The 24,491-nt window shown below is 62.4% G+C and carries 22 protein-coding genes and 1 pseudogene; 9 read left to right on the forward strand and 14 right to left on the reverse strand.

Going from position 1 to position 24,491, the window contains the following annotated elements:
- The 8 genes and pseudogenes from MPJ51_RS07005 to MPJ51_RS07040 form a co-directional block, all read left to right on the forward strand.
- Positions 1 to 299 (forward strand): annotated as a pseudogene (locus tag MPJ51_RS07005) (xanthine dehydrogenase family protein subunit M); the annotation flags it as partial.
- 14 nt (positions 300 to 313) lie between these two features.
- Positions 314 to 808: a (2Fe-2S)-binding protein gene (locus MPJ51_RS07010; RefSeq protein ID WP_170771236.1), complete on the forward strand. Its 495-nt coding sequence runs from the start codon at positions 314 to 316 to the stop codon at positions 806 to 808.
- A complete protein-coding gene (locus MPJ51_RS07015) occupies positions 805 to 3,222 on the forward strand; it encodes an aerobic carbon-monoxide dehydrogenase large subunit (protein WP_298383808.1) in 2,418 nt (805 codons plus the stop codon). The genes MPJ51_RS07010 and MPJ51_RS07015 overlap by 4 nt, the downstream gene beginning before the upstream one ends.
- A gap of 105 nt (positions 3,223 to 3,327) precedes the next feature.
- On the forward strand, positions 3,328 to 4,194 hold the full coding sequence (locus tag MPJ51_RS07020) for a MoxR family ATPase (RefSeq protein WP_298383810.1): 867 nt from the start codon (positions 3,328 to 3,330) through the stop codon (positions 4,192 to 4,194).
- The gene (locus tag MPJ51_RS07025) at positions 4,194 to 5,375 is read left to right on the forward strand and encodes a VWA domain-containing protein (protein WP_298383813.1); all 1,182 of its coding nucleotides are present in this window, start codon (positions 4,194 to 4,196) and stop codon (positions 5,373 to 5,375) included. Before MPJ51_RS07020 ends, MPJ51_RS07025 begins: the two co-directional genes overlap by 1 nt.
- Before the next feature lie 12 nt (positions 5,376 to 5,387).
- Positions 5,388 to 6,200 carry an XdhC family protein gene (locus MPJ51_RS07030; RefSeq protein WP_298383815.1) on the forward strand — a complete coding sequence of 271 codons (813 nt, stop codon included), beginning with the start codon at positions 5,388 to 5,390 and terminating at the stop codon, positions 6,198 to 6,200.
- A gap of 106 nt (positions 6,201 to 6,306) precedes the next feature.
- Entirely contained in the window at positions 6,307 to 6,759 is a 453-nt protein-coding gene (locus tag MPJ51_RS07035) for a carbon monoxide dehydrogenase subunit G (protein ID WP_298383818.1), read from the forward strand.
- Between the two features lie 254 nt (positions 6,760 to 7,013).
- The gene (locus MPJ51_RS07040; RefSeq protein WP_298383820.1) at positions 7,014 to 8,261 is read left to right on the forward strand and encodes a glycosyltransferase family 2 protein; all 1,248 of its coding nucleotides are present in this window, start codon (positions 7,014 to 7,016) and stop codon (positions 8,259 to 8,261) included.
- Between the two features lie 73 nt (positions 8,262 to 8,334).
- Here the strand turns inward: MPJ51_RS07040 and MPJ51_RS07045 are convergent, their stop codons facing one another.
- Entirely contained in the window at positions 8,335 to 9,624 is a 1,290-nt protein-coding gene (locus MPJ51_RS07045) for an aminotransferase class III-fold pyridoxal phosphate-dependent enzyme (RefSeq protein WP_298383822.1), read from the reverse strand.
- 103 nt (positions 9,625 to 9,727) lie between these two features.
- Here MPJ51_RS07045 and MPJ51_RS07050 point away from each other — a divergent pair, with 103 nt between their 5' ends.
- Positions 9,728 to 10,648 (forward strand): LysR family transcriptional regulator, encoded by a 921-nt coding sequence (locus MPJ51_RS07050; RefSeq protein ID WP_298383824.1) that lies wholly within the window; start codon positions 9,728 to 9,730, stop codon positions 10,646 to 10,648.
- A 6-nt stretch (positions 10,649 to 10,654) separates the two neighbouring features.
- Here MPJ51_RS07050 and MPJ51_RS07055 read toward each other — a convergent pair whose 3' ends face one another.
- From MPJ51_RS07055 to dxs, 13 genes are all read right to left on the reverse strand, one after another.
- On the reverse strand, positions 10,655 to 13,063 hold the full coding sequence (locus MPJ51_RS07055; RefSeq protein ID WP_298383826.1) for an FAD-dependent oxidoreductase: 2,409 nt from the start codon (positions 13,061 to 13,063) through the stop codon (positions 10,655 to 10,657).
- Positions 13,064 to 13,768 carry a hypothetical protein gene (locus MPJ51_RS07060; RefSeq protein ID WP_298383830.1) on the reverse strand — a complete coding sequence of 235 codons (705 nt, stop codon included), beginning with the start codon at positions 13,766 to 13,768 and terminating at the stop codon, positions 13,064 to 13,066. It abuts the gene before it with no gap.
- A 2-nt stretch (positions 13,769 to 13,770) separates the two neighbouring features.
- Entirely contained in the window at positions 13,771 to 14,205 is a 435-nt protein-coding gene (locus MPJ51_RS07065; RefSeq protein ID WP_298383833.1) for an SRPBCC family protein, read from the reverse strand.
- 11 nt (positions 14,206 to 14,216) lie between these two features.
- Entirely contained in the window at positions 14,217 to 15,722 is a 1,506-nt protein-coding gene (locus MPJ51_RS07070; protein ID WP_298383836.1) for a trimethylamine methyltransferase family protein, read from the reverse strand.
- A gap of 177 nt (positions 15,723 to 15,899) precedes the next feature.
- Positions 15,900 to 16,157, reverse strand: coding sequence for a hypothetical protein (locus tag MPJ51_RS07075; RefSeq protein ID WP_298383838.1), 258 nt, complete (start codon positions 16,155 to 16,157; stop codon positions 15,900 to 15,902).
- A 13-nt stretch (positions 16,158 to 16,170) separates the two neighbouring features.
- Positions 16,171 to 16,869: a NapC/NirT family cytochrome c gene (locus MPJ51_RS07080; RefSeq protein ID WP_298383841.1), complete on the reverse strand. Its 699-nt coding sequence runs from the start codon at positions 16,867 to 16,869 to the stop codon at positions 16,171 to 16,173.
- A 30-nt stretch (positions 16,870 to 16,899) separates the two neighbouring features.
- Positions 16,900 to 17,334 (reverse strand): nitrate reductase cytochrome c-type subunit, encoded by a 435-nt coding sequence (locus tag MPJ51_RS07085; protein WP_298383844.1) that lies wholly within the window; start codon positions 17,332 to 17,334, stop codon positions 16,900 to 16,902.
- A 12-nt stretch (positions 17,335 to 17,346) separates the two neighbouring features.
- Positions 17,347 to 18,264 carry a quinol dehydrogenase ferredoxin subunit NapH gene (napH, locus tag MPJ51_RS07090; protein WP_298383848.1) on the reverse strand — a complete coding sequence of 306 codons (918 nt, stop codon included), beginning with the start codon at positions 18,262 to 18,264 and terminating at the stop codon, positions 17,347 to 17,349.
- Entirely contained in the window at positions 18,261 to 19,067 is an 807-nt protein-coding gene (gene napG / locus MPJ51_RS07095) for a ferredoxin-type protein NapG (RefSeq protein ID WP_298383851.1), read from the reverse strand. The genes napH and napG overlap by 4 nt, the downstream gene beginning before the upstream one ends.
- 27 nt (positions 19,068 to 19,094) lie before the next feature.
- Positions 19,095 to 21,587, reverse strand: a complete 2,493-nt coding sequence (gene napA, locus MPJ51_RS07100; RefSeq protein WP_298383854.1) for a nitrate reductase catalytic subunit NapA — start codon at positions 21,585 to 21,587, stop codon at positions 19,095 to 19,097.
- Between the two features lie 17 nt (positions 21,588 to 21,604).
- A complete protein-coding gene (locus MPJ51_RS07105; RefSeq protein ID WP_298383856.1) occupies positions 21,605 to 21,877 on the reverse strand; it encodes a chaperone NapD in 273 nt (90 codons plus the stop codon).
- Positions 21,874 to 22,386 carry a ferredoxin-type protein NapF gene (gene napF, locus MPJ51_RS07110; RefSeq protein ID WP_298383859.1) on the reverse strand — a complete coding sequence of 171 codons (513 nt, stop codon included), beginning with the start codon at positions 22,384 to 22,386 and terminating at the stop codon, positions 21,874 to 21,876. The genes MPJ51_RS07105 and napF overlap by 4 nt, the downstream gene beginning before the upstream one ends.
- A 175-nt stretch (positions 22,387 to 22,561) precedes the next feature.
- Entirely contained in the window at positions 22,562 to 24,490 is a 1,929-nt protein-coding gene (gene dxs / locus MPJ51_RS07115) for a 1-deoxy-D-xylulose-5-phosphate synthase (RefSeq protein ID WP_298383862.1), read from the reverse strand.
- Between the last annotated feature and the right edge of the window lies 1 nt (position 24,491).

The following is a 24,491-nucleotide window of genomic DNA, read 5'->3' on the forward strand; positions in this document are numbered from 1 at the left end:
TCGGGCAGGCGTATGAAAAGCAAAAGCGCAAGATCGGCGATTATGCCACGGCTGCGGCTGCGGTGATGGTCGGCAACGGCACCGCCTCGGTCGCGATGACCAATCTGGCCGACACGCCCATCTGGTCCGAAGAGGCCGGAACGGCGCTGGCCGGGGGTGATGTTGACGGCTGCGTTGCCGCGATGCTCGACGCGATTGATCCGGTTGAAGACAACCGCGGACCTGTCGAATTCAAGAAACACGTGGCCGCCGTGATGCTGCGCCGCGCCATCGACCGCGCACAAAGCCGCGCAGGTTGAGGGGAGGAAAAACAATGTCGAAGATGCACGTCAAACTCACCGTGAACGGCAAAGAGGTCGAAGGTCTGGCCGAGCCACGCACGCTGCTGATCCACTTCCTGCGGGAAGATCTGAAAATCACCGGCCCTCATATCGGCTGCGAAACCAGCCATTGCGGGGCCTGTACCGTCGATATTGATGGCAAGTCGGTCAAATCCTGCACAACCTTTGTGGCGCAGGTGAACGGTGCTGACATTACCACTGTCGAGGGGTTGACCAATGACGACGGCAGCCTCGGGGTTCTGCAAGAGATGTTCCGCGAGCATCACGGGCTGCAATGCGGCTTCTGTACGCCGGGCATGATCACCCGCGCGCATCGCCTGCTGCAGGAAAACCCGAACCCGTCTGAGGAGGAAATCCGTTTCGGCATGGCCGGGAACCTCTGCCGCTGCACCGGATATCAGAACATCGTCAAAGCAATCTCGGCCTCGGCCGATATGCTGAACGCTCAGAAGGAGGCTGCGGAATGACCGATCAGACTCTGACACCCGAAGAACGCGCTGCTAATCTCAAAGGGATGGGCTGCGCCCGCAAACGCGTCGAGGATATGCGTTTTACCCAAGGCAAGGGCAATTATGTCGATGACATCAAGCTGGACGGGATGCTGTTCGGTGACTTTGTCCGCTCGCCTTATGCCCATGCGCGTGTCGTCAGTGTGAACAAAGAGGCCGCCTTGGCGCTGCCCGGTGTGATCGCTGTTCTGACCGCCGAAGACCTGTCACCGCTGGGCCTGCATTGGATGCCGACGCTGGCTGGTGACAAGCAGATGGTTCTGGCCGACGGCAAGGTGCTGTTCCAGGGCCAGGAAGTGGCCTTTGTGGTTGCCGAAGACCGCTACATCGCCGCGGACGCGGTGGAACTGGTTGAGGTTGACTACGAAGAACTGCCGGTCATCACCGACCCGTTCGAAGCGCTGAAATCCGATGTCGTCCTGCGCGAGGACCTTGCAGGTCAGACCGAGGGCGCGCACGGGCCGCGCAAGCATCACAACCACATCTTCACCTGGGAACAGGGCGACAAGGACGCGACCGAGGCCATTCTGGCCGAGGCAGATGTGGTGGCCGAAGAGATGGTCTATTACCATCGCACCCACCCGTGCCCGCTGGAGACCTGCGGGTCTGTGGCCAGCATGGACAAGGTAACCGGCAAGCTGACGCTTTACGGCACGTTCCAGGCGCCGCATGCGATCCGTACCGTGGTATCGCTGATCTCGGGTCTGGCCGAGCACAATATCCGGGTGATCAGCCCCGATATCGGTGGCGGATTTGGCAACAAGGTTGGCGCTTACGCGGGCTATGTCTGCTCGGTCGTGGCGTCCATCGTCACCGGCAAGCCGGTGAAATGGGTCGAGGACCGGATGGAGAACCTGATGTCCACCGCCTTTGCCCGCGATTACTGGATGCAGGGCAAGATTGCGGCCACGAAGGATGGCAAGATCACCGGGCTGTGGTGTCACACCACCGCTGACCACGGTGGCTTTGACGCCTGCGCCGACCCGACCAAGTTTCCAGCGGGCTTCATGAACATCTGCACCGGGTCTTATGACATCCCCACCGCCTATCTGGCTGTGGACGGTGTCTATACCAACAAGGCTCCGGGCGGGGTCGCTTATCGCTGTTCCTTCCGCGTGACCGAGGCTGCCTATTTCATCGAACGGATGATCGAGGTTCTGGCGATCAAGCTGAACATGGACGCGGCTGAACTGCGCCGGATCAACTTCATCAAGGCCGATCAGTTCCCGTACCAGTCGGCGCTGGGCTGGGAATATGACTCGGGCGATTATCACACTGCCTGGGACAAGGCGCTTAAGGCTGTGGACTATGACGGTCTGCGGGCGGAACAGGCGCAGCGGATCGAGGAGTTCAAGGCTGGCAAGACCCGCAAGCTGATCGGTATCGGTCTGACGCATTTCACGGAAATCGTGGGTGCCGGGCCGGTGAAGAACTGCGATATCCTCGGGTTGGGCATGTTTGACTCGTGCGAGATTCGCATCCACCCGACGGGCTCTGCCATCGCGCGGCTGGGGACGATCAGCCAAGGTCAGGGCCATGCCACGACCTTTGCCCAGATCATCGCCAGCGAGATCGGCCTTCCTGCCGATGACATCACGCTGGAAGAGGGTGATACGGATACCGCGCCTTATGGGCTTGGCACTTATGGGTCCCGGTCAACACCTGTGGCTGGGGCTGCGACGGCCATGGCCGCGCGCAAGATCCGCGCCAAGGCGCAGATGATTGCGGCCTACCTGCTGGAGGTCCACGACAACGATGTCGAATGGGACGTGGATCGGTTCTCGGTCAAAGGCGCGCCCGAGCGGTTCAAGACCATGAAGGAAATCGCCTTTGCCGCCTATAATCAGGCCATTCCGGGTCTGGAGCCCGGTCTGGAGGCGGTCAGCTATTATGACCCGCCGAACATGACCTATCCGTTCGGGGCCTATATCTGTGTCATGGAGATCGACGTGGATACCGGCGAATGGGACATCCGGCAGTTCTATGCGCTGGATGATTGCGGCACGCGGATCAACCCGATGATCATCGACGGGCAGGTCCATGGCGGTGTGACCGAGGCACTGGCCATCGCGATGGGTCAGGAAATTGCCTATGATGAGATGGGCAACGTCAAGACCGGTACATTGATGGATTTCTTCCTGCCGACCGCGTGGGAGACGCCGAACTATATCACCGATTATACGGTGACGCCGTCCCCGCACCATCCGATTGGCGCGAAGGGTGTGGGTGAAAGCCCGAATGTGGGTGGTGTGCCTTGTTTCTCGAACGCGGTGCATGATGCATTCCGGCCGTTTGGCCTGGTGCAGAGCCACATGCCGCATGACCACTGGCGGATCTGGAAGATTGCCAATGGGTTGGGGATGCATGGGTGATTTGGTTCGGACCGGCTGAGGCCGGTCCGACCGAGGCGGAGGGGGCGCTGCCCCCTCCGCACCTCCCCCGGGATATTTATGGCCAGATGAAGATTGGATCCTGGTTTGACTTTGAGTGATGTGCAAAGCGGATTGGCCGCGCAGGGTTATGTCGCCGATGATCGGTTGGCGATGGCGCTGCATCTGGCGCAGTCGCTCGGGCGGCCCTTGTTGTTGGAGGGGCCTGCGGGTGTTGGCAAGACCGAGGTGGCCAAGGCGCTGGCGGCGTGGCGTGCGGCACGTCTGATCCGGTTGCAATGTTATGAAGGGCTGGATGCCAGCCATGCCATTTATGAATGGAACTATCAGCGTCAGTTGCTGGCGATCCGTGCCAGTGAGGCGCAGGGGGGCACCAGCGAGGCGCAGCTGTTTTCGGATGAATATCTGTTGAAACGCCCCTTGTTGGAGGCGATCAGTGCGGAAGAGCCTCCGGTTCTGTTGATTGATGAGATCGACCGCGCAGATGAGGAGTTTGAGGCGTTTCTGCTTGAGATCCTCTCGGACTTTCAGATCACCATCCCTGAGCTTGGGACGATCCGTGCGCGGGCGCGGCCTATCGTGATCCTGACGGCGAATGGCACGCGGGACCTGTCGGATGCGTTGCGGCGGCGGTGTTTGTACAGTTACCTCGATTACCCGTCGCGCGAGACCGAGATGGCGATCCTGCGGGCGCGGATGCCTGAGGTCGAAGCGGCGCTGGCGCGGCAGATCATTGGCGTTGTGCAGGCTTTGCGCAAGGAAGACCTTGAGAAGACGCCGGGTATTGCCGAGATGCTGGATTGGGCCGCCGCCCTGTCCGGGTTAGGCGTCAACGATCTGGCCAAATCGCGGGAGGAGGTGCAGGCCACTCTGGTCTGTCTTCTGAAAACCGCCGCTGATTATGATGCCGCCCCGCCCGAGGTGATGGACCGGCTGATCGGCAAGGTGGCGTGATGCAGGTGACGCGGTTTCCCTCCCGGGCGCAGGGGCTGGCCGATCGGATGTCGGGCTTTATCGGGCATCTGCGGATGAACGGGATGCGAGTCGGCCCGCAGGAGACTGGCGATGCGCTGGCCGCGTTGGGGGCTGTGCAGGCAACCGATGTGGCGCAGGCGCGGCAGGCGCTGTGCACGCTGTTGGCGGGGGATGCCGACGACTGGCGGCGCTTTGACGAATTGTTCGACGCCTATTGGTTCAACGCCGGCAAGCAGCGCCGTGGATTGGCGCAGGACACGCATGTTCGGGTGCAGTCGGCCAAGCCTATGATCTGGCAGGGGGAGGGACCTGAGACCGGCGATGCGGGGACGGATCAGACCACCACTCCGGGTGCGGGCGATGGTGAGGCCGAAGGGATGGATGGTCAGTTGATCGCAACCCGCACGGCCAACCTGTCGCGCCGGGATTTGCGGGAACTGATGGATGAGGCGGCGCTGAAAGAGGCCGAGGCCACGGCCACCGCAATCGCCCGCGCGATCCGGGATCGTCGGTCGCGGCGGCGGAAACAGGCGTTGCGTGGTCCCGCGCTGGATATGCGCCGGATACAGCGCGCCAGCCTTGCGCGGGGGGGTGAGCCGATGGATTTGTATCGCCGCGCCCGTCCTCCTCGTCCGATGCGGATTGTGGCTTTGTGTGATGTCAGCGGCTCGATGACGGTCTATTCGCGGGTCTTTCTGGCCTTTCTAAAAGGGCTGATCGGCAGCGGGACCGAGGCGGATGCCTATCTGTTTCACACCCGGTTGATGCGCGTCACCGATGCGCTGCGCGACCATGACACGCTGCGCGCCGCCGGGCGGCTGTCGCTGATGGCCGAGGGGTTTGGCGGCGGCACCGATATCTCGGGCAGTCTTGAAAGTTTTCTGACCGGCTATGGCGCCCGCGCGCTGAACGGGCGGACTGTGGTTGTGATCCTGTCGGATGGTTATTGCAGTTCCGACCCGCAGGCGCTGGGCGCGGTGTTGGCGCGTATCCGGCGCAAAACGCGGCGGATCGTCTGGCTGAACCCGTTGAAAGGGTGGCAGGATTACCAGCCCATCGCGGCGGCCATGCAAGAGGCACTGCCCCATCTGGATGCGCATTTGCCCGCCAACACGCTGGCCGCCCTGGCCGCGCTGGAACCTGAATTCCGAAAGCTGTGAAAGGACCCGACCATGGCAGGTTTCGACATATTCGATACGATTGACGCGCTGCGTCGCAAGGGGGATGCCTTTTGCGTGGCGACGGTTTTGCGCACGGCGGATGCGACCTCGGCCAAGGCGGGGGCCAAGGCGGCGATCACGCGGGACGGGCAGATACTGGGCCATCTGGGCGGGGCCTGCGTGCAGCGGGCGGTGCGCGAAACCGCGCGCGAGGCTTTTGCCCACGGGACGCCGAAAATGATCCGTGTTAAACCATCAGACAAGGTGGTGGCGATGACGGACCCGGATGATGTTCAAACGTTCAAAAGCGGTTGCCCCTCGGGCGGGACGGTTGATCTGTTGGTCGAACCTTATCAGCACGCCCCGCGTGTTGTGATCTTTGGTGACTCGCCCATTGCACTGGCCTTGGCCGCGCATGCGGCGCTTGCCGGTTTGCGGGTCTGCTTGCCGGAGGGAACGGAATGTGCCACCGACCATGCCAGCTTTGATCCCGCAGATGTCAGCGCGTTGGGCATTGAGGCGCGCGATTTTGTCGTCGTCGCCTCACAAGGCAAGGGTGATGGAGCCGCGTTGAAGGCGGCGCTTGAGACCCCGGCGCGGCGCGTGTCGATGGTGGCCAGCCACCGCAAAGCGCAGGTGCTGTGTGACAAGCTGGTTGCGCAGGGTTTGGCGCCCGAGCGGGCGGCGCAGCTTAAATCCCCTGCCGGGCTGGATATCCATGCAATAGACCCACATGAGATCGCCCTGTCGATCCTGGCCGAGATCATCCTGTGGCGGAACGCGGACCAATCCAAGGAGGCCCCCCATGATGAAAAGATGGCGTGACTGGCTGCGGGCCTTTCGCCCCGCCCGCCCGAACATGACCCCGAACGAAGCGACCGAAGAGGCGCTGCGGGTCTTTCCAAGATGTTGTTGAACAAAGGACACCCCAATGGAACTGAATGACGAAATTCGCATCGCTGCCCCCCGCGACACGGTCTATCGCGCGCTGAACAACCCCGAGATTCTGCGCGAATGCATCCCCGGCTGCGAAGAGCTGATCCAGCATTCCCCCGAACATCTTGAGGCCAAGGTTGTCCTGAAGATCGGCCCGGTCAAGGCGCGCTTTGCCGGAGAGGTGACGCTGGACAATTCCAACGCGCCGGACGGGTTTTCCCTGTCGGGTGAGGGCAAGGGTGGTGCTGCAGGCTTTGCCAAGGGCGGCGCGGATGTGACCCTGACCCCGGATGGCGACGAAACAGTGCTGACCTATACCGCCAAAGTCGATATCGGCGGCAAGATCGCACAGTTGGGCAGCCGGTTGATCGCGGGGACTGCGAAAAAGCTGTCGGGCAAGTTTTTTGATAAATTCGGCGAACTGGCGGCGGAACAATCGGCTAGCTGATGCTTCTTTTTGCTTCAGGACAGCTTCGACCACGCCTTAAGCACCTGCCAACTTTTACAGCTGCTCCGGGCAGCAGCGTGTGACTTGCGCCGGGGGCATTGATTGCCCTCGGCCCCTCAACCCCCAAGATTACCGTGATACTCCCGGGTGCAATGATCCATCTATAGCCCGTTTGCAGCCACGATTTGGACACTATTCTCCTGTTAGCTCACTATTGTTGATTGTTAGATCCGCTATCGGGAGCTTTCTGAACCATGGAGCCAAGCGCAAACTCGGTCGCTATCGTGATGCCCTGTCTGAACGAGGCCGCGACGATTTCTTCATGTGTCAAACGCGCGCAAGATGCATTGCGGATACTTGCGGAAAAACACCACCTGATCGGTGAGGTCATCGTGGCCGACAACGGCAGTACCGATGGCAGTCAGGGCCTGGCGGAACAGGCCGGTGCTCGGGTCGTGAACATATCAGAACGTGGTTACGGGGCCGCGCTGATCGGCGGTTTTGCCGCCAGCGACGCAACCTATCTGGTGATGGGCGACAGCGATTGTTCTTATGATTTCGTCGAGGCCGTCCCCATGATCGAACGTTTGATGGACGGGGCGGATCTGTGCATGGGCAACAGATTCCAGGGCGAGATCAAGTCGGGCGCGATGCCGTGGAAGAACCGTTACATCGGCAATCCGGCGCTGTCGGGCATCCTTCGGATTCTGTTCCGCACCGGGATTGGTGATGCCCATTGTGGCATTCGCGCGATCCGGAAAGAGGCTCTGGAGCGGCTCAACCTGTCCTCGACCGGGATGGAGTTTGCATCCGAGATGCTGCTGAAATCCGTGCTGCGGAAACTGAACATCGCCGAAGTTCCGGTTACGCTGTCCCCGGATGGGCGCGGACGGGCGCCGCATTTGAACCCGTGGCGGGATGGGCTGCGGCATCTGACTTATATGTTCCTGCTCAGCCCGACATGGCTGTTTCTGGTTCCGGCGCTGCTCCTGTTTGTTGCAGGTTTTGCGATTACCGCTCTGCTGCAGCTTGGTGGCGATCAGGAAATGGTCCTGATCGGCGGGTTCCGGATTGGCGATCACTGGGCTGTTGCGGCCAGCGCAGCGATGGTCCTGTCGTCGCAGACCGTGGTTTTGTGGCTGGCGGCGCTGATGTGCAGCTATCGCGACGGTCTGCGGTTGCCGACCGAACGCGCACGCCACTGGTTGAGCTATTCGCGCCTGCAATACTGGATGCTTGGTGGCTTTGTTCTGACGCTGGGCGGTCTGACCTGGGCGGCCTCAATCGCGACCGGCTGGATCGCATCCGATTTCGCGGCGCTGAACGAGATGCGTACGCTGATCGCCGCCTTCACGATGGTCGTCATCGGGGTGCAGACGTTTTTCTCGGGTTTCCTGCTGTCCATGATCGCTGGCAACCGGTCGCGCCATTCGGCTGTTCTGCCCAAGCGCGAGCACGCCGTAGCCAGCCCTGATCTGCCGCCACTGAACCAACCGGCATGATCTTTCCGCCGTCAAGCGGCGGATTATGATCAATTACCTGGCCCTCGACACACGGCGAGGGCCGTTTTGTGTATCAGCAGCCGTTCGATGTATTCATACTGGCTTTCATCGCACGGGCAATCGCATGTTCGGTCGCCTCAATATCCGCCTCGCTCAGCGTCAGTGAGGGGTAGAACTTCATGGGCGGCTTCAGGATGCCGTCGGCTCGAAGCGAGGCGTTGAATCGGTTTTGAATATCCGCATCGGTGCGGAGCGTGTCGCGGTAATCGACCACTGGACCAGCGGCAAAGACGATGTCGAACAGAACAGGATCGCCGACAATGGTTGCGGTCAGGCCTTCCTTGGCCGCGGTGGTCTCAAGTGTGTTCATCAACCTTTGTCCGGCGGCACGAAGGCTGTCATAGGCCCCGTCGCGTTTCAGGATCTCAAGCGTTTTCAACCCGGCGGCGGCGGCGATGGGATTGCCGCTGAGGGTGCCGATCTGAAAGGTAAACCCCTTAGGCCCGACTTTCCCAAGGTCGAAATGGGCCATGATATCCGCCGTCCCGGCGATGGCCGCCAGGGGGAACCCGCCGCCGATGACTTTGCCCAGCGTACACAGGTCGGGGGTGACGCCGTAAGCTTCTTGCCCGCCGCCCCAAGCCAGTCGAAAACCGGTGACGACCTCGTCGAAGATCAGCACAACGCCGTGCTTGGTCGTTTCTTCCCGCAATGCTTCCAAAAAACCGGGGACCGGGGGGATCAACCGTTGCAGGGGCTCGACAATGACACCGGCCAGCCGGTCGGCATATTCGGCGATGATCTGGCGGGCGAAGGCGGTGTCGTTGAACGGGGCGACGATTACGCCGTCGCGCGTGGCCTGCGGGATGCCTGCGGAATCCGGCACGGGTTCGGGGAAGTTGGCAAGGTGCTGCGGGGCCAGGCTCATCAGTGCCTCGCCGGACATGCCGTGATAGCCGCCTTCGAATTTCAGGATCAGATCGCGCCCGGTATGGGCCCGTGCCAGACGCATGGCGTACATGTCAGCCTCGGATCCGGTCGAGACGTAACGTAGCTGATCGGCGCAGGGGATCGCGTCGCAGATGACTTCGGCCAGCTCAATGCCTAACGCGTTGGTGGTGAAAAAGGTCATGCCGTTGGCAAGCTGTTCCTGCACGGCCTCAATCACCTCGGGGTGGCCATGGCCGACCAGCATGGGGCCCGAGCCGATCAGATAGTCGATATATTCCTTGCCGTCCTCATCCCAGACATGCGACCCGAGGCCCCGTTTCAGAACCACGCCGGGGTCGAAATTCCCGAACCCTCCGGCGGGCAGGACCTGATCCGCGCGGGTGCGCCAGCTTTGCAGATTTGACTGTGTCATGAGGTTTTTCCTGTTCCGGTTTCCCGCCCAGTTTCGTCTTGACCCATGCTGAAAGGCAATTAAGAAAATTAGGCGTTATTGTGAATTTTGCTCAGGTGAGGCGATGGCGGACGGCCCGTTTCTTGATCTTCGGCATCTCAAGATGATTCAGGCCATCGCGAAACATGGACGCGTGACCGATGCGGCCGAGGCGTTGGGGGTCACGTCCTCGGCCCTGTCCCACCGCATCCGCGAGGCCGAGAGGCGGCTGGATCTGGTGCTGTTCACCCGCATGCACAAGCGGCTGCGCATGACGCCTGCCGCCGAATATCTGGCCGAAATGGCCGAGCGGGTCCTCAGCGAAATGGACCGGGCCGAGCGCGATGTGCGGCGCATGGATCGCGGGGTGGAGCATGTCGTGCGCATCGGGGTCGAGGCCTACAGCACCTATCACTGGCTGCCCGGGTTCAACACCTATCTGCGCACGCATCTGCCGGGGGTGGAACTGCAAGTGATGGCCAATGTCACGCGTGACCCGGTTCGGGCGCTGACCAACCGGCATGTCGACATCATCGTCACCTCGGGCGACGCGCAGCCCATCGGCACGCATCAGCTGCCGCTGTTCACGGATGAGCTGCTGTTTATCGTGCCACCCAACCATCCCCTTGCGGGAAAGGCATACGTGGATGGGGCCGATATCGAGGGCGAGGATTTCATAACCTACACGCTGACGCCGGAACCCGATCGCGAATTCGCGCGGTTGTTCCGTCCGTCGGAAAGCTATCCGCGCTGGGCCGCGACGGTTGAGCTGCCCGAGGCCATTGTAGAACTTGTCGCTGCCGGTCAGGGCAGCAGCGTATTGGCGGGCTGGGCGGTGCGCCCGGCGATCAGGGGCGGGCGTTTGGTTGGCGCGCGCGTGGGCAAGGACGGGATCGACATTCCGTGGCAGGCCCTGATCCGAACCGAAGACAAGGATCAGGGGCCGATTTTGCAGGTCGGTCAGGCGCTGGCCGATTGGGCCGCGCAGAATGGCGGGTTTGGTTAAGGCGCTTTAGGCCTTTAGCCTGCTGTTGTCGGGGTCGTAGACATGGTGGCTGTGGCGGGTGGCGGCACGCATCTTTCCGAATGCCTGAATGTGACAGGTGTCCCCCATCGCCAAGGCCCCATGTTCCACATAACCAAGCGCCAGCAGCTTGCCCGTGCGATACCCCATCGAGACCGAGGTGAGATATCCGATGACCTCTCCGCCCTTGAGGATCGGGTCCGAGGGCAGGGGTTCCGGCCCCGGATCGGTGATCTCAAGCCCCACGAACTGCCAGTCGGGATCGGATTTCTGCTGCTGTTCCACCGCGTCCCGCCCCATGAACGGGCCTTTCGACAGGTTGGCGAATTTCGACAGACCGGCATCGAGCAGCGTGTATTCAGTGCCGAAATCCGCGCCCCAGCCGTGATAGCCCTTTTCGATCCGCATCGCGTTCAGCGCGTAAGAGCCGAAATTGCAGATGCCGTGATCCGCCCCGGCCTGCCAGATCGCGGTGTACAGCGCCTCCAGATCGCTGGACGCGACATGCAGTTCCCATCCCAGCTCTCCGACATAGCTGACGCGCAGGGCGGTGACGGGGATGCCTGCGATGGTGGTCTCAGACACGCTCATCCACGGGGCGTGCAGATCGGCAGAGGTCAGCGATTGCAGCAGGTCGCGGGATTTCGGACCCATCACCATCAGGGCACCGTCATGGGCGTAACCCTTGGTTAGTGTCGCGTTGGCGGAACCGAGGTTCTGGGAAATCCAGCCGAAATCCCGATCCACCGCCAGAGTCGGGCCGCAGAGCAGAAAGCGATCCTCGGCCAGTCGCGCAATCGTCGCCTCGGACCAGATATGGCCCTTGGGCGTCAGCATATAGGACAGCCGCACCCGACCCACCGGTGGCAGCGTACCACAGACCAGCCGGTTCAGAACCTCCGCAGCCTCGGGCCCTTCCAAGACGTATTTGGTGAACCCGCCGTGATCCATGATACCTACGGCATCCCGCACGGTTTCACATTCCAGCCGCACCGCGTCCTGCCAGGGTTCATGTCCAAAGCTGAGCGTCTCGGTATCGGTTATCCCGTCGCGTTTGAACCAGAAGGCGCGCTCCCACCCGCCGATCTGGCCCATCACTGCGCCTTGACCCTGCAGGTGATCATAGAGCGGCGTTTGGTTCACGGGCCGACCGGAGGACATGATCCGGTGCGGATAAGGGATGGCATATTGCAGGTCATAATGTTCCGAGGCCCGTGCCGCCGCATAGTCCTGCGTGGCCCAGTCGCCAAAGCGCCGTGGGTCCCAGGCGGACAGGTCCCATTCGGTTTCGCCCTCTGTCAGCCATTCCGCCATGGCTTTGCCGATGGCGGCGGAATGGGTGATGCCGATCTGAACCCCCGTCGCGTGGTAGAAATTGCGCACCCCGCCTGCTGGGCCAACCAGCGGCAGCGCGTCGGGGGCGTAGGGGATCGGGCCGTTTACAAAGCGCTGCGCACCGGCCTCGGCCAGTAGGGGAACGTGCGATGCTGCGGCCTCGAACACAGCCATCATGCCATCGATATCATCGGCAAACAGCTGGTGGTCGAAATCTGCGGGCACGCCGTCCTGCCAGACTGGCCGCCCTTCATGCGCATAAGAGCCCAACAGGAACGCGTTGCGTTCCCGGCGCAGGTAGAACCGGATGTCGGGGTCGCGGATCAGGGGGAAGAGGGTGCTGTCTTCCTCCAGCTCCGGCAGGGCGGTGGTCACCATGTATTGATGTTCCAACGTAACGACCGGCAGGTGCAGCCCCGCCATCGCGGCGATCATCGCACCGCTGGAGCCCGCCGCGTTGATCACCGTCCCGGCGACAAGCACACCGTCAGGCGTATGAACCTCCCATTCGCCGCCGGGCCGTTGGGTCAATCCGGTCACGCGGGTGAACCGCCGCACCTCGGGCCCCATGGCGCGGGCGTGTTTGGCGAGCGCCTGCGTCAACTGGCTGGGGTCGATATCGCCCTCGTAGGGGTCCAGAATGCCGCCCAGAACCGTGTCGTCCGCCTGCCAATAGGGATGCATCTGCTCGATCTCGTGCGGTGTCAGCATCGACAGGTCAAACCCGGCAGAGCGCGACACGCCGCAGAGGTGCTGGAACAGCTGCATCCGCTCGGGCGTATGCGCGGGCCAGATGGCCGAGGTGTGGCGATAGGTGATCGGCGCCTCGGGGTCTTTCGCTAGTTCTTTGTACAGCGACCAGGCATAGTTCCCGGCCCACATGCCAAGCCAGGAATTGGCATAGGTCGGAATATTACCCGCCGCATGCCAGGTCGATCCGGCGGTCAGCTCGTTTTTCTCGATCAGGACGGTCTCGGTGATGCCCGCCTTGGCCAGATGATACAGAATGGCCGCCCCGACGGCCCCGCCGCCGATGACAACGACCTGAGCATGAGTGCGCATTCAGTGGTGCTCCAACAACTGTCCAAAACCGGGGATGGCATCGGCGATCCCGATGGCGCGCAGCGTTTGCCAGTAGACCGCCGCGTTGCAGGCCACGATGGGTTTGCCATGGGCCTGTTCCAGTGCGGCAATCAAGGCCACCACGGGCAGGGCGGTTCCGACCTGAAGGATGACATCGCACTCCGATGCTGCCACCTGCGCGAACACCGCGCGAATATCGTCCAGCGGTGTTTCGCAGATTTCGGGCAGCGAGGGCGCTTGCGTGCCCTTGATGGCCACAACTTCGAACCCAGCAGCTTCGGTGTTGGCTTTGACCACAGCGTCCACCTCGGCGTTGAAGGGCGTCACGATACCGACCCGTTTTGCACCCAAAGCCCGCAAGGCCGCGTAATCCGCGCCGGAGGCCCCCAGAACCGGGATGCCGATCTGGTCCGAGATATCCTCACAACGCGCTTGCAACTTGTCCGGCCCACCCGGGCCCGCATCGGTGGTCAGGCCCACGGCGATGGCGGCCGGTTTGCAATCCATCAGCTTGGCGGCCTCGTCCGGCAGATCGTCCGAGATGGCATCGCCACCCAGACGAAACCGCTGCATCTGATTGGTCACGCCCTTGGGGCGCAGCAGTTCCAACTCGGGCTGCACCACGGTGTTCATTGCCGGTGTCATGACGCCGATCACGGCGCGGGGGGCAAGAGTGTCGGCCATCTTCATTCTCCCTTCAGAAATGCGTTCAACCCGGCCATGCCGCCGATATAGATGACATCGCCCACGATCCTTTCCATCTCGGCGCGGTCCTCCGGGGCGCAGTCGAACCAGCTTTCCCAAATGCCCAGCGTCTGGCCGGTATGGGTGATCGGCAAGAACCGGTGGGTCGAGACATATCCGGTCACCGGCAGGGGGCATTCGAGGATATCGTAAGTGTAGGAGTGATCCAGATCGGAATGCGCCAGCAGGGTTTCCCGAAAGATCGTGCCATCGGGGATATGCAGCTTGCGGACCGTCCCGGTCGCGGTTGGCGTGCCGTTTTCCAACTCGGCCAGGTCCACGCCGGGGTTCCAGGTCTCTACACCGTCAAAGGCGCGCACTGCGGACCAGACCGTGTTGATGTCGGCGTCGATGATCATGCTGCGAAAGACGTGCATTTCGGTTCCTTTCAGGGCTCAAGTCGGATGGGGAATTGCGCGCGGATGCGGGCTTCGGCTTCGGCGCTCAGATGGGTGGGGGGCGGTTCGGCCAATATCTCGGCCACGCGGCTTTGCGCCCGGTCCCAGATCGATTGCGCGCCTGCCTCCAGCCAGTCATCGACGCTCTGCCGGTCGGCCAAGGCGGGATAGGTATAATCGGTTTTCATCCGGTTTAGGGTCTCGGCCTCGCCCAGATAATGCCCGTCCTGCGTGACGACGCGCTCTACCGCGGTCAGATCAAGCGTGGCCTCCGAGACCTCAATGCCCCGGATCGAGCGCAGGATCGCCCCGCACATATCGTCGTCGATGACCATCGCCTCGGGGCTGGCCACCATGATCGACCCCAGCATCCCGACCGACAGGTTGATCATATCCGCCCCCGCATGCGCGGCCAGCGCGACGGTATAGCCTTTCTCATACCCCGCCTGCGCATCGGCCAGTTTGGAATCCGTCATCCCCGCCGAAACGGTCGAGGGCAGCCCGACATGCGCCAGCAGCTGCGCCGCCGCCGCATTGGCGATGGCCGCCTCGCCGCCACCACCGCTCATCGCGCCGGTGCGCAGGTCCGAGATGAAGGGCATCAGCGCATAGATGCACGGCGCGCCTTGCTGAATGCCGTCGACAACCGCCAGCCCGGCCAGACATTCCGCCAACCCCTGCGCCAGCGCCCCGGCCAGGGTCACGGGGCTGGTGGCCCCTGCCTGACCGGCCGAACAAATCTGCGGGACCATGCCTGCGGCCGCGGCCTTTTCCAGCATCTGGATGCCCTCGGCGGCATAGGTCAGCGGCGGCACAACATGGACGATCACGGCCATGCAAAAGGGCCGTTCCCGGAACGCATCGGGATGGCCGAGGGCGGTGTCGAACATCTGAACAATCGGATCGATATGGTCGGCCTCGCAAAAGCTGATGCCGATGGGTTTCGACGTCGCCTTCATGCAGGCAAAGGCCGAGTTGACGTCCAGTTCGAACGGATCGGACAGATCGCGGGCAATGACCGGGCGCAGGCCATAGTGGATGTTGGGTGAGGCTTCGAGCACCCGCATCAGGTCATAGAGGTCGTTCAAATAGCTGTCGCGATAGGTGCTGGTTGCGGCGTCCAGCACCTGAACCGCCGCGCCGCCGGTGCCGATATGAACCGTGCCGCCACCGACCCGCAAATCGCGATCGGGTGTGAAGCCGGGCAAGGCCACATGCCCCGGTGCACGGGCAAGGGCGCGCAGGATCATGTCTTTGGGAAAACACAGCCGCCCATCGGCACGCCGGGTTGCGCCAGCGGCCAGTGCGCGGCGCATTGCACCATCCGGCAGCCCGGCCATGCCAACGGTGCCCAGAATATCGAACGCATGGGCCACGATCCGGGTGATGTCGGAGTCCGAGAGGGGCCGCAGATCGCCCCCGACGTGGAATTCCCGCGCAATATCCGGGCCCGGGGTTCCGGTCCTGCCCTGCCGTTTTTTCGCGCGTCGCGTCATTCTCACCCTCCGGTCGGGGTCATTAGACCGGAATTCCGATACGCTGAAAATTCAATAAAGCGGGGTAGATGGTGAGGGGAATTCACGAAGGCGGTGATCTGCCTCTATCGTGTACGAACAAAAACCCTTCCCCACCGGTCCGACGCAGCGGGGAAAGGTGATCCGTGAAAAGGCGCCTCAGACCGTTGCGCCCTTGCGGCGGATGGCGGTGCCGAGGGTTCCGGCGCAGACGCCGACAATGACCGCGATGGCCAGTTCCATGCCTTCGACCTGAGAAAATTGCCAATGGGCGAAGACCAGCGTTTCCAATACCCCGACCAGACCGCCCAAAGCAGCGCCCAGCCAGAACTGGCGGGTCATCATGCCCAGCGCAAGGCCAAGGATTCCCGGCAGGCTCAGGACATTGCCGCCGATGGTTCCAAGCAGATTCAGCATCTCAACCCCCAGCTTAATCTTTGTTTTCGTTCAGGAAGGCGCGGATATCGTCGCCTGCTGCCGCGTGTTCTTCCAGCGGCTCTGCAGCCTCGCCATTCAGGGCTTCGGTGACATTCTGGTATTCCTCCAGATAGCCCTGCGGCAACCGGTGGGCGATGCCCTGATGGCAGTCGATGCAGGTCATGCCGGTGTCGATGGCCCGCTGGTGTTCAGAGGCCGCGCGGGTTTCCTGCAAGGTAAAGTCCATATAGTCGAAGTTGTGACAGTTGCGGCATTCGCGACTGTCGGACGCCTTCATCTTTTTCCACACGGCCGAGGCCATGCTGAGGCGGTGCGCCTCGTATTTCTCGGGCGTGCTGATGGTGCCGGCCAGCTCGTGATAGACATCCTTGACCGCCATGATCTTGGCCTTGATCTTGTGGTTCCATTCATGCGGTACGTGGCAGTCGGAACAGATCGCGCGCACGCCGGAATGGTTGTTGTAGTGGATGGTCTCGCGGTATTCGCCCAGATTGACCTCCATCGTGTGGCACGAGGTGCAGAATTCCTCGGTATTGGTCAGTTCCATGGTCCAGTGGAACCCGCCCCAGAACAGAATGCCTGCCAGAAACCCGGCAAGCAGGGTGAAACCGACGCTCAGCGCGGCCAGGGGGCTCCAGAACCAGTCCCAGAGGCGACGGATGCGTCCACGTTTGTCTTGCGAGTCGGCCATGTCGCGGGCTCCTTCTTTTCAGATCCGGGTTCAGTTGCTGGAGGAGGGTTCAAAGACATTTTCCACCAGCGGCGGCGCATCGGCCTGCGGTACGTGACACTGGTTGCAGAAATACCTTGTGCCCGCGATGTGATCCAACTCGACCCCGTCGCGGTCCAGATAGTGGGTCATCGACAGGGTTGGCGCGTTGCGTTCCCCCGCCTTGGTCCAGTCGTGGCAGGACAGGCATTGGTTGGTGCGCGTGTCGATCTGATATTGCTCGACCGAATGCGGGATCAGCGGCGGCTGCTGGCGGTAATTGCGCTGCATGCGGCCCTCAACGGTGCGGGGGATGTTGTCGAGGATGACGGGTTCGTCAACCTCGGCACCGCGCAGCGAGGTCACGTTTGACGATTGCGCAAGGGCCAGGCCACCGAGGAGCAGCGGCGGGATCAGGGCAAGGCCCATCAGGATCGACTTGTTCATCTTCTCACTCCTTCAAAGAACTCTTGAGGCGCGCGGTTCGGGCGCGGCGGTTGGATGCGGTGGTGCGACAGGCAGGGTGTCGAACCGATGGGTGAATTTGAAAACGTCCTCGGCGCAGACATCGACGCAGCGGCCGCAATTGGTGCAGTCCGGCGACAGGATCAGCGGGGTGGCGTCGCCCTTGCCGCGCAGCGCCGGAGAGATGACGTGGTTTTCCGGGCAGACGACAAAGCAGTCCATGCAGTCGTCACAGGCGGACCGGTTGGCGGCGCTGACCCGCAACATCGCCTTATGGCCGACCAGCCCGTAGAAGGCGCCCACGGGGCAGACATGGCCGCACCATCCGTGACGTGACACCAGCAGGTCGAACAGGAAGATCGCGCCGATCATGGCCCAGACAAAGCCCATGCCAAAGATCAGGCCCCGGTGCAGCATGGTGATCGGGTTCACCAATTCCCACGCGATTGTGCCGGTGAGGCCGGACACGATCAACACGGTGGCCAGAAGCCACAGCCGGGTGGCGCGTTTGGGCTGCCAGCCCTTTTGCAGCCCCAGCTTGCGGTGCATCCAATGCGCCGCGTCGGTGACCGGGTTGATCGGGCAAACCCATGAGCAATAGACGCGCCCGCCGATCAGGGCATAGGCAACCAGCACGATCACCGCGCCGATTGCGGCGGTCAGTTCCGGCCAATGCCCGGCGATCAGGCTTTGCAGGAAGACGAGCGGGTCGGTCAGGGGCAACACGCCAAGGATCAGCGACCCGGCCAGAGTGCCCTGCACCACCCAGATGCCAACCCATGGACCCAGCAGGAACAGGGCCAGAAAGCACAGCTGGCTGGCACGACGCAGCAGCAGGTATTTATGGGCGCGGGTCCAGCCTTTGGCGGCGATGGCCTCGTGCCCCACGGGCAGATGTGTCCGGGCGGTCATTGGGTGACCTCCGGCAGGGTAAAGGCGGGCTGATAGCCGCCGGGGGTAACCAGATTGTCAGTGCCCGGGCCGGGCAGACGGTCGGGAAGGTCAATGATGCCCTCAAGCACGGGGGCGTCTTCTTCCCACCCTTTGCGGTAGTGATCCGCCGAACTGCCGCGCGCCAGACGGGCGGGCAGCACCTTGATCGCGGCTTCGGGCAGGACACAGGCGCGTTCGCAGACCCCGCAGCCGGTGCAGTGATCGGCATGCACGGTGGGCGCGAAGATCGCGTGATGGCCCGACCGGCTGTTGTGCGAGGCTTCAAGCGTGATCGCCTTATCAATCACCGGGCAGACCCGGTAGCAGACATCGCAGCGCAGGCCGAGGAAGTTCAGGCAGTTTTCCTGATCGACCAGAACCGCCACACCCATTTTCGCATCGTCGATATTGTCCAGCGCCGGGTCCAGCGCCCCGGTCGGGCAGGCGGCGACGCAGGGGATATCCTCGCACATCTCACAGGGCACATCGCGGGCGGTGAAATAGGGCGTGCCGGTGGCCACCGCATCCACCCCAAGCTCGGCCAGTTTCAGCGTGTCATAGGGGCAATCCCGCACGCACAGCCCGCAGCGGATGCAGGCGGACAGAAAGTCCTGTTCCGGCAAGGCCCCGGGGGGGCGCAGCGCCTCGGCCGGCAAGGCCCGTGCGTCCCGCGCCAGCCAGGCCAGCAGGGACCCGGCGGCCACGCAGCCGCCCGCTGCGCGCGCCGAGTCCTGCAGGAACCGGCGCCGCTGCGGCGATAGGGGTGTGCCAACACGAGACATGGGGTCTACCTTTGCCTTGCCAGCCTTTTACGCGCGCTCGACCTTGCAGGCGCATTTCTTGAAGTCGGTCTCTTTCGACAGCGGGCAGGTCGCGTCCAGCGTCAGCTTGTTGGTCAGCTGGCCTTCGTCGAACCACGGCATGAAGACCAGACCGCGCGGCACCTTGTTGCGGCCCCGGGTTTCGACTCGGCTGACCACTTCGCCCCGGCGGGTGGACAGGACGATTTCCTGCCCCCGACGCACGCCACGGTCGCGGGCGTCCTCGGGGTGCATATAGACCACGGCAGCCGGATAGGCGCGGTGCAGTTCCGGCACGCGGCGGGTCATCGAGCCCGAATGCCAATGTTCCAGCACCCGACCGGTGCAGAGCCACAGATCGTATTCCTCATCCGGCTCTTCGGCGGCGGGTTCATAGGGGGCAAAGATGATATTCGCCTTGCCGTCCTTCTTGCCATAGAACTTCACATCCGCGCCTTCGGGCACATAGGGGTCATAGCCTTCGCGGAACCGGTAGAGCGTTTCCTTGCCATCCACGACGGGCCAGCGCAGACCGCGCGCCTGATGATAGGTATCAAAGGGCGCCAGATCATGGGCATGGCCGCGCCCGAAATCGGCGTATTCCTCGAACAGGCCCTTTTGCACGTAGAACCCGAAATGTTCGGATTCGTCGTTGTCGAAGCCTTCGGCGGTCTCGGACAGCGGGAACTGATCGACTTTGCCATTGGCGAACAGCACGTCGAACATGGTCTTGCCGCGATGTTCCGGCATCTTGGCCAGCAGTTCCTCGTCCCAGACCTCTTCCACAGTGAAGCGTTTCGAAAACTCCATCAGCTGCCACAGGTCCGATTTCGCCTCACCGGGGGCTTTCACCTGCTGGCGCCAGAACTGGGTGCGGCGCTCGGCGTTGCCATAGGCGCCTTCCTTTTCCACCCACATGGCGGTGGGCAGGATCAGGTCGGCAGAGACGGCAGTGACGGTCGGATAAGGATCGGACACGGCGATGAAGTTTTCCGGGTTGCGATAGCCGGGATAGCCTTCCTCGTTGATATTGGGGGCGGCCTGCATGTTGTTGTTGCACTGCACCCAATAGGCGTTCAGTTCACCATCCTTCAGCTTGCGGTTCTGCAACACGGCGTGGAAACCGGGCTTGGGCGGGATCGTGCCTTCGGGAATGTTCCACGCGGTTTCACAGATCTTGCGGTGTTCATCATTGGCCACCAGCATGTCGGCAGGCAGACGGTGGGCAAATGTGCCAACCTCGCGCGCGGTCCCGCAGGCCGAGGGCTGGCCGGTCAGCGAAAACGGCGAGTTGCCGGGTTCCGAGATTTTCCCCACCAGCAGGTGGACGTTATACATCAGCGAGTTCACCCAGGACCCGCGCGTATGCTGGTTGAAGCCCATGGTCCACAGGCTCATGACCTTGCGGGTCGGGTCGGCATATTGCTGTGCCAGTTTCTCAAGCTTGTCGGCGGGAACGCCGGACAGTTCCGCCGTGTATTCCAGCGTGTATTTGGACACCGCCTCGGCGTACTCGTCAAAGCTGATGGATTCCAGCTTGCCCGAGTTCGGATTCTCCGCCGCCTGCTGCAACTGGTGCGTATCCCGCAGGCCATATCCGATATCTGTGGCGGTTTTGGTGATGTTGACGTGGTTGCGGACGAAGTATTCGTTCACCGCGTTGTTCTGGATGATGTAATTGGCGATGTAGTTCAGGATCGCCAGATCGGTCTGCGGCGCAAACACCATGCCATTATCGGCCAGCTCGAACGAGCGGTGTTCGTAGGTCGACAGCACATGCACCTCGCAGCCCGGCTTGGTCAGGCGCGTGTCGGTCAGGCGCGACCACAGGATCGGGTGCATCTCGGCCATGTTCGACCCCCACAGCACGAAGGTATCCGCGTGCTCAAGATCGTCATAGCAGCCCATCGGCTCATCAATGCCGAAGCTGCGGATAAAGCCGACCACGGCTGAGGCCATGCAATGCCGTGCATTCGGGTCGATATTGTTCGACCGGAACCCGGCCTTCATCAGTTTCGATGCGGCATAGCCCTCCCAGACGGTCCACTGGCCGGACCCGAACATGCCGACGCTGGTCGGGCCTTTCTTGGCCAGCGCCTCTTTCCATTTCTCGGCCATGACGTCGAAGGCTTCGTCCCAGCTGACCGGTTCGAATTCACCGTTCTTGTCATAGACACCATTGGTCTTGCGCAGCAGGGGGGTGGTCAGGCGGTCCTGACCATACATGATCTTGGACAGGAAATAGCCCTTGATGCAGTTCAGGCCCCGGTTCACCGGTGCCTCGGGGTCGCCCTGTGTGGCGACCACGCGGCCTTCCTTGGTGCCGACAAGGACGGAACAGCCGGTGCCGCAGAACCGGCAGGGCGCCTTGTCCCAGCGGATATCGGGCGTGCCGATCTGCGCGTTTGCCTGGCCCGTGGCGAGCGGCAGACCCGCCGCCGAGGCGGTCGCGGCAGCAGCGGTGGATTTCAGAAAGGTCCGGCGGGATTCAGAGATGGTCATGACATGGGTCTCCGGCGTTATATCTGGCGAGAAGCGTTGGATTGCGGGCGGCGCTCCGCAAGGTCTTCGAAATGGTGGTAGGTCAGCGACAAAGAGATCACGCCCGGTATCTGGTGCAGGTCCATGATCGTCTCGGAGGCCAGCCTGTCGTCGGTGTCTTCGACAACCACCACAAGGCGGCCATCGTCCGAGGCGGCGTGAACCTCGGCCCCCTCCACGTTTTCGATCGTTTCCTGAGCGCGCAGCGCGGCGTCAGGCGTGACATGGACAAGACAGCCGCAAATGTTCATTCGGCAACCTCCGGGATTGATGGTGTGGGGCGGGTAAAGGCGATGGCGCCAACCGGGCAGGCCCCGGCACAGGCACCGCAACCGGTGCAGGTGTCGGGATCAAGGGCGGGCTCAGAGCGGCCACCGGGTTGCAGTGTGAACCGGATGGCTTGCGCATCGCAGGCATCCTGACAGACACGGCAAGTGACGGCGTTCATCGACAGGCAGGTCGAAGCAAAGACAGCGCGCCATGGCCAATCCGCCACGGTTTCGGGGTTGAGCGCGCCAGTGGGGCAAGCCTGCGCGCAGGCACCGCAGAATGTGCAGGGGCTGGTGTCGAACCGCACAACCGGCCAGCCCTGCGTGTCGAACGAGATGATCTGTTCCGGGCAGGCCTGCACGCAATGATCGCATTGTTCGCACAGGTCGTAAAAGCCACGCTCATCCGCGCCCGGCGGCCGAATGGCGGACCTGTCCTGCCGCAGCACCTTGCCACGGAGAAATGCGCGTCGGTTGGCGAGCGTGTTCACGGCTTGCTACCTCAGGGTTACCGGGCAGTGCGGATGCCTGCCCACCTAACGCTCATAGAGTAGCACGGCGTACGGGAATTTGACCTAGGTCATTTTCCACATGGATGAATCTTAATCTGCACGAAAAAAACGCTAAATCTTACCCGGAAATGCAGGTTTTCGAAAATCCGGCCTGTCAGGCGCGTTTTTCACCGATCGAGGCGATGCCCAGAACCGACAGCACTTTGGCCTCGATCTGTTCGGCATTCATCCCGGCCACAGCATACATATCAGCCGGGTTTGCCTGATCAATAAAGACATCCGGCAACACCATCGAGCGGTATTTCAGCCCGTGATCAAACACGCCTTCTTCGGCCAGCAACTGCGCCACATGGCTGCCGAAACCGCCCACGGCCCCTTCTTCGATGGTGATCAGCGCCTCATGATTGGCGGCCAAATCAAGGATCAGATCGCGGTCCAGCGGTTTGGCGAAACGGGCATCAGCGATGGTGGGGGTGATCCCCTTGGCTGATAGCGCCTCGGCGGCCTTTTGAACCTCGGCCAGACGGGTGCCGAAAGACAGCAGTGCCACGCGCGCACCTTTCTGGGTCAGGCGGCCCTTGCCGATCTCCAGCACTTCGCCGCGCTCGGGCAGATCGACGCCCACCCCTTCACCGCGCGGATAGCGGAAGGCGATGGGGCCGTCATCATGGGCCGCAGCTGTGACGATCATGTGCATCAGTTCGGCCTCGTCAGCGGCGGCCATGACCACCATGCCCGGCAGGTTGGCCAGATAGGCGATGTCGAACGATCCGGCATGGGTCGCGCCATCCGCACCCACCAACCCTGCGCGGTCGATGGCAAAACGCACCGGCAGGCGTTGGATCGCCACGTCATGCACCACCTGATCATAGCCGCGCTGCAGGAATGTCGAATACATCGCGCAGAACGGTTTCATCCCACCCGCCGCTAACGCGGCAGAAAAGGTCACCCCATGCTGTTCGGCAATCGCCACATCGAAACAGCGCGACGGGTAGCGTTCGGCAAACAGGTTCAAGCCCGTGCCGTCGGGCATGGCGGCGGTCACCGCGACGATCTTGTCATCACGCGCAGCCTCATCCACCAGCGTCTTGCCAAAGATCGAGGTATAAGACGGCGCGTTCGAAGGCGCTTTCTTCTGTTCACCCGTCACCACGTCGAACTTCGCCGTCGCATGACCTTTGTCGCGGGCCTGCTCGGCGGGGGCATAGCCTTTGCCCTTTTTGGTCAGCACATGGATCAGGATCGGCCCGGTCCCGCGCGCCTTGACCATGCGCAGCACCGGCAGCAATTGGTCCAGATCATGCCCGTCGATAGGGCCAAGATAGGAAAAGCCCAACTCCTCGAACAGCGTGCCACCCACGGCCATGCCCTTCAGCATCTCTTTGGCGCGTTTGGCCCCTTCGCGGAACGGCTCGGGCAGCAGCGACACTGCACCCTTGGCGGCGGCTTTCAGGTCGTGAAACGGTTCCTCGGCATAGATGCGCGACAGATAGCTGGACAGCGCGCCCACGGGTGGCGCAATGCTCATCTCATTGTCGTTCAGGATGACGATCAGGCGCTTTTTCAGATGGCCTGCATTGTTCATCGCCTCGAACGCCATACCGGCAGACATCGAGCCATCGCCGATCACCGCAATCGCATCGCCCAGCCCCTCGGGCGTGACACCGCCCAGATCGCGGGCAACGGCAAAGCCCAGCGCCGCGCTGATCGAGGTGCTGGAATGGGCCGCGCCAAACGGGTCATAGGGGCTCTCGCTGCGTTTGGTAAAACCGCTCAGGCCGTCCTTCATGCGCAAAGTACGAATCCGGTCGCGCCGCTCGGTCAGGATCTTATGCGGATAGCACTGGTGCCCCACATCCCAGATGATCTTGTCGCGCGGCGTGTCAAACACGGCATGCAAGGCGGTGGTCAGCTCCACCACACCCAGCCCAGCGCCCAGATGGCCGCCGGTGACCGACACGGCCGAGATCGTCTCGGCCCGCAATTCCTGCGCCACCTGATGCAGTTGCGCGTCCGAGAACTGTTTCAGGTCCGCCGGGCGGTTCACAAGATCCAGCAGGGGCGTGTTCGGGCGGTCAGACATG

The organism is Ruegeria sp., from assembly GCF_028066395.1.
In the GTDB taxonomy this organism is placed as follows: domain Bacteria; phylum Pseudomonadota; class Alphaproteobacteria; order Rhodobacterales; family Rhodobacteraceae; genus Ruegeria.

Coding starts and splice junctions, on each gene's coding strand:
- napA (WP_298383854.1), bottom strand. CDS start 21,587: ATGACCATCTCTGAATCCCGCCGGACCTTTCTGAAATCCACCGCTGCT.
- napH (WP_298383848.1), bottom strand. CDS start 18,264: ATGACCGCCCGGACACATCTGCCCGTGGGGCACGAGGCCATCGCCGCC.
- MPJ51_RS07105 (WP_298383856.1), bottom strand. CDS start 21,877: ATGAACATTTGCGGCTGTCTTGTCCATGTCACGCCTGACGCCGCGCTG.
- MPJ51_RS07050 (WP_298383824.1), top strand. CDS start 9,728: ATGGCGGACGGCCCGTTTCTTGATCTTCGGCATCTCAAGATGATTCAG.
- MPJ51_RS07080 (WP_298383841.1), bottom strand. CDS start 16,869: ATGGCCGACTCGCAAGACAAACGTGGACGCATCCGTCGCCTCTGGGAC.
- MPJ51_RS07075 (WP_298383838.1), bottom strand. CDS start 16,157: ATGCTGAATCTGCTTGGAACCATCGGCGGCAATGTCCTGAGCCTGCCG.
- MPJ51_RS07070 (WP_298383836.1), bottom strand. CDS start 15,722: ATGACGCGACGCGCGAAAAAACGGCAGGGCAGGACCGGAACCCCGGGC.
- MPJ51_RS07035 (WP_298383818.1), top strand. CDS start 6,307: ATGGAACTGAATGACGAAATTCGCATCGCTGCCCCCCGCGACACGGTC.
- napG (WP_298383851.1), bottom strand. CDS start 19,067: ATGTCTCGTGTTGGCACACCCCTATCGCCGCAGCGGCGCCGGTTCCTG.
- MPJ51_RS07065 (WP_298383833.1), bottom strand. CDS start 14,205: ATGCACGTCTTTCGCAGCATGATCATCGACGCCGACATCAACACGGTC.
- dxs (WP_298383862.1), bottom strand. CDS start 24,490: ATGTCTGACCGCCCGAACACGCCCCTGCTGGATCTTGTGAACCGCCCG.
- MPJ51_RS07010 (WP_170771236.1), top strand. CDS start 314: ATGTCGAAGATGCACGTCAAACTCACCGTGAACGGCAAAGAGGTCGAA.
- MPJ51_RS07055 (WP_298383826.1), bottom strand. CDS start 13,063: ATGCGCACTCATGCTCAGGTCGTTGTCATCGGCGGCGGGGCCGTCGGG.
- MPJ51_RS07040 (WP_298383820.1), top strand. CDS start 7,014: ATGGAGCCAAGCGCAAACTCGGTCGCTATCGTGATGCCCTGTCTGAAC.
- MPJ51_RS07060 (WP_298383830.1), bottom strand. CDS start 13,768: ATGGCCGACACTCTTGCCCCCCGCGCCGTGATCGGCGTCATGACACCG.
- MPJ51_RS07030 (WP_298383815.1), top strand. CDS start 5,388: ATGGCAGGTTTCGACATATTCGATACGATTGACGCGCTGCGTCGCAAG.
- MPJ51_RS07025 (WP_298383813.1), top strand. CDS start 4,194: ATGCAGGTGACGCGGTTTCCCTCCCGGGCGCAGGGGCTGGCCGATCGG.
- MPJ51_RS07045 (WP_298383822.1), bottom strand. CDS start 9,624: ATGACACAGTCAAATCTGCAAAGCTGGCGCACCCGCGCGGATCAGGTC.
- MPJ51_RS07015 (WP_298383808.1), top strand. CDS start 805: ATGACCGATCAGACTCTGACACCCGAAGAACGCGCTGCTAATCTCAAA.
- MPJ51_RS07085 (WP_298383844.1), bottom strand. CDS start 17,334: ATGAACAAGTCGATCCTGATGGGCCTTGCCCTGATCCCGCCGCTGCTC.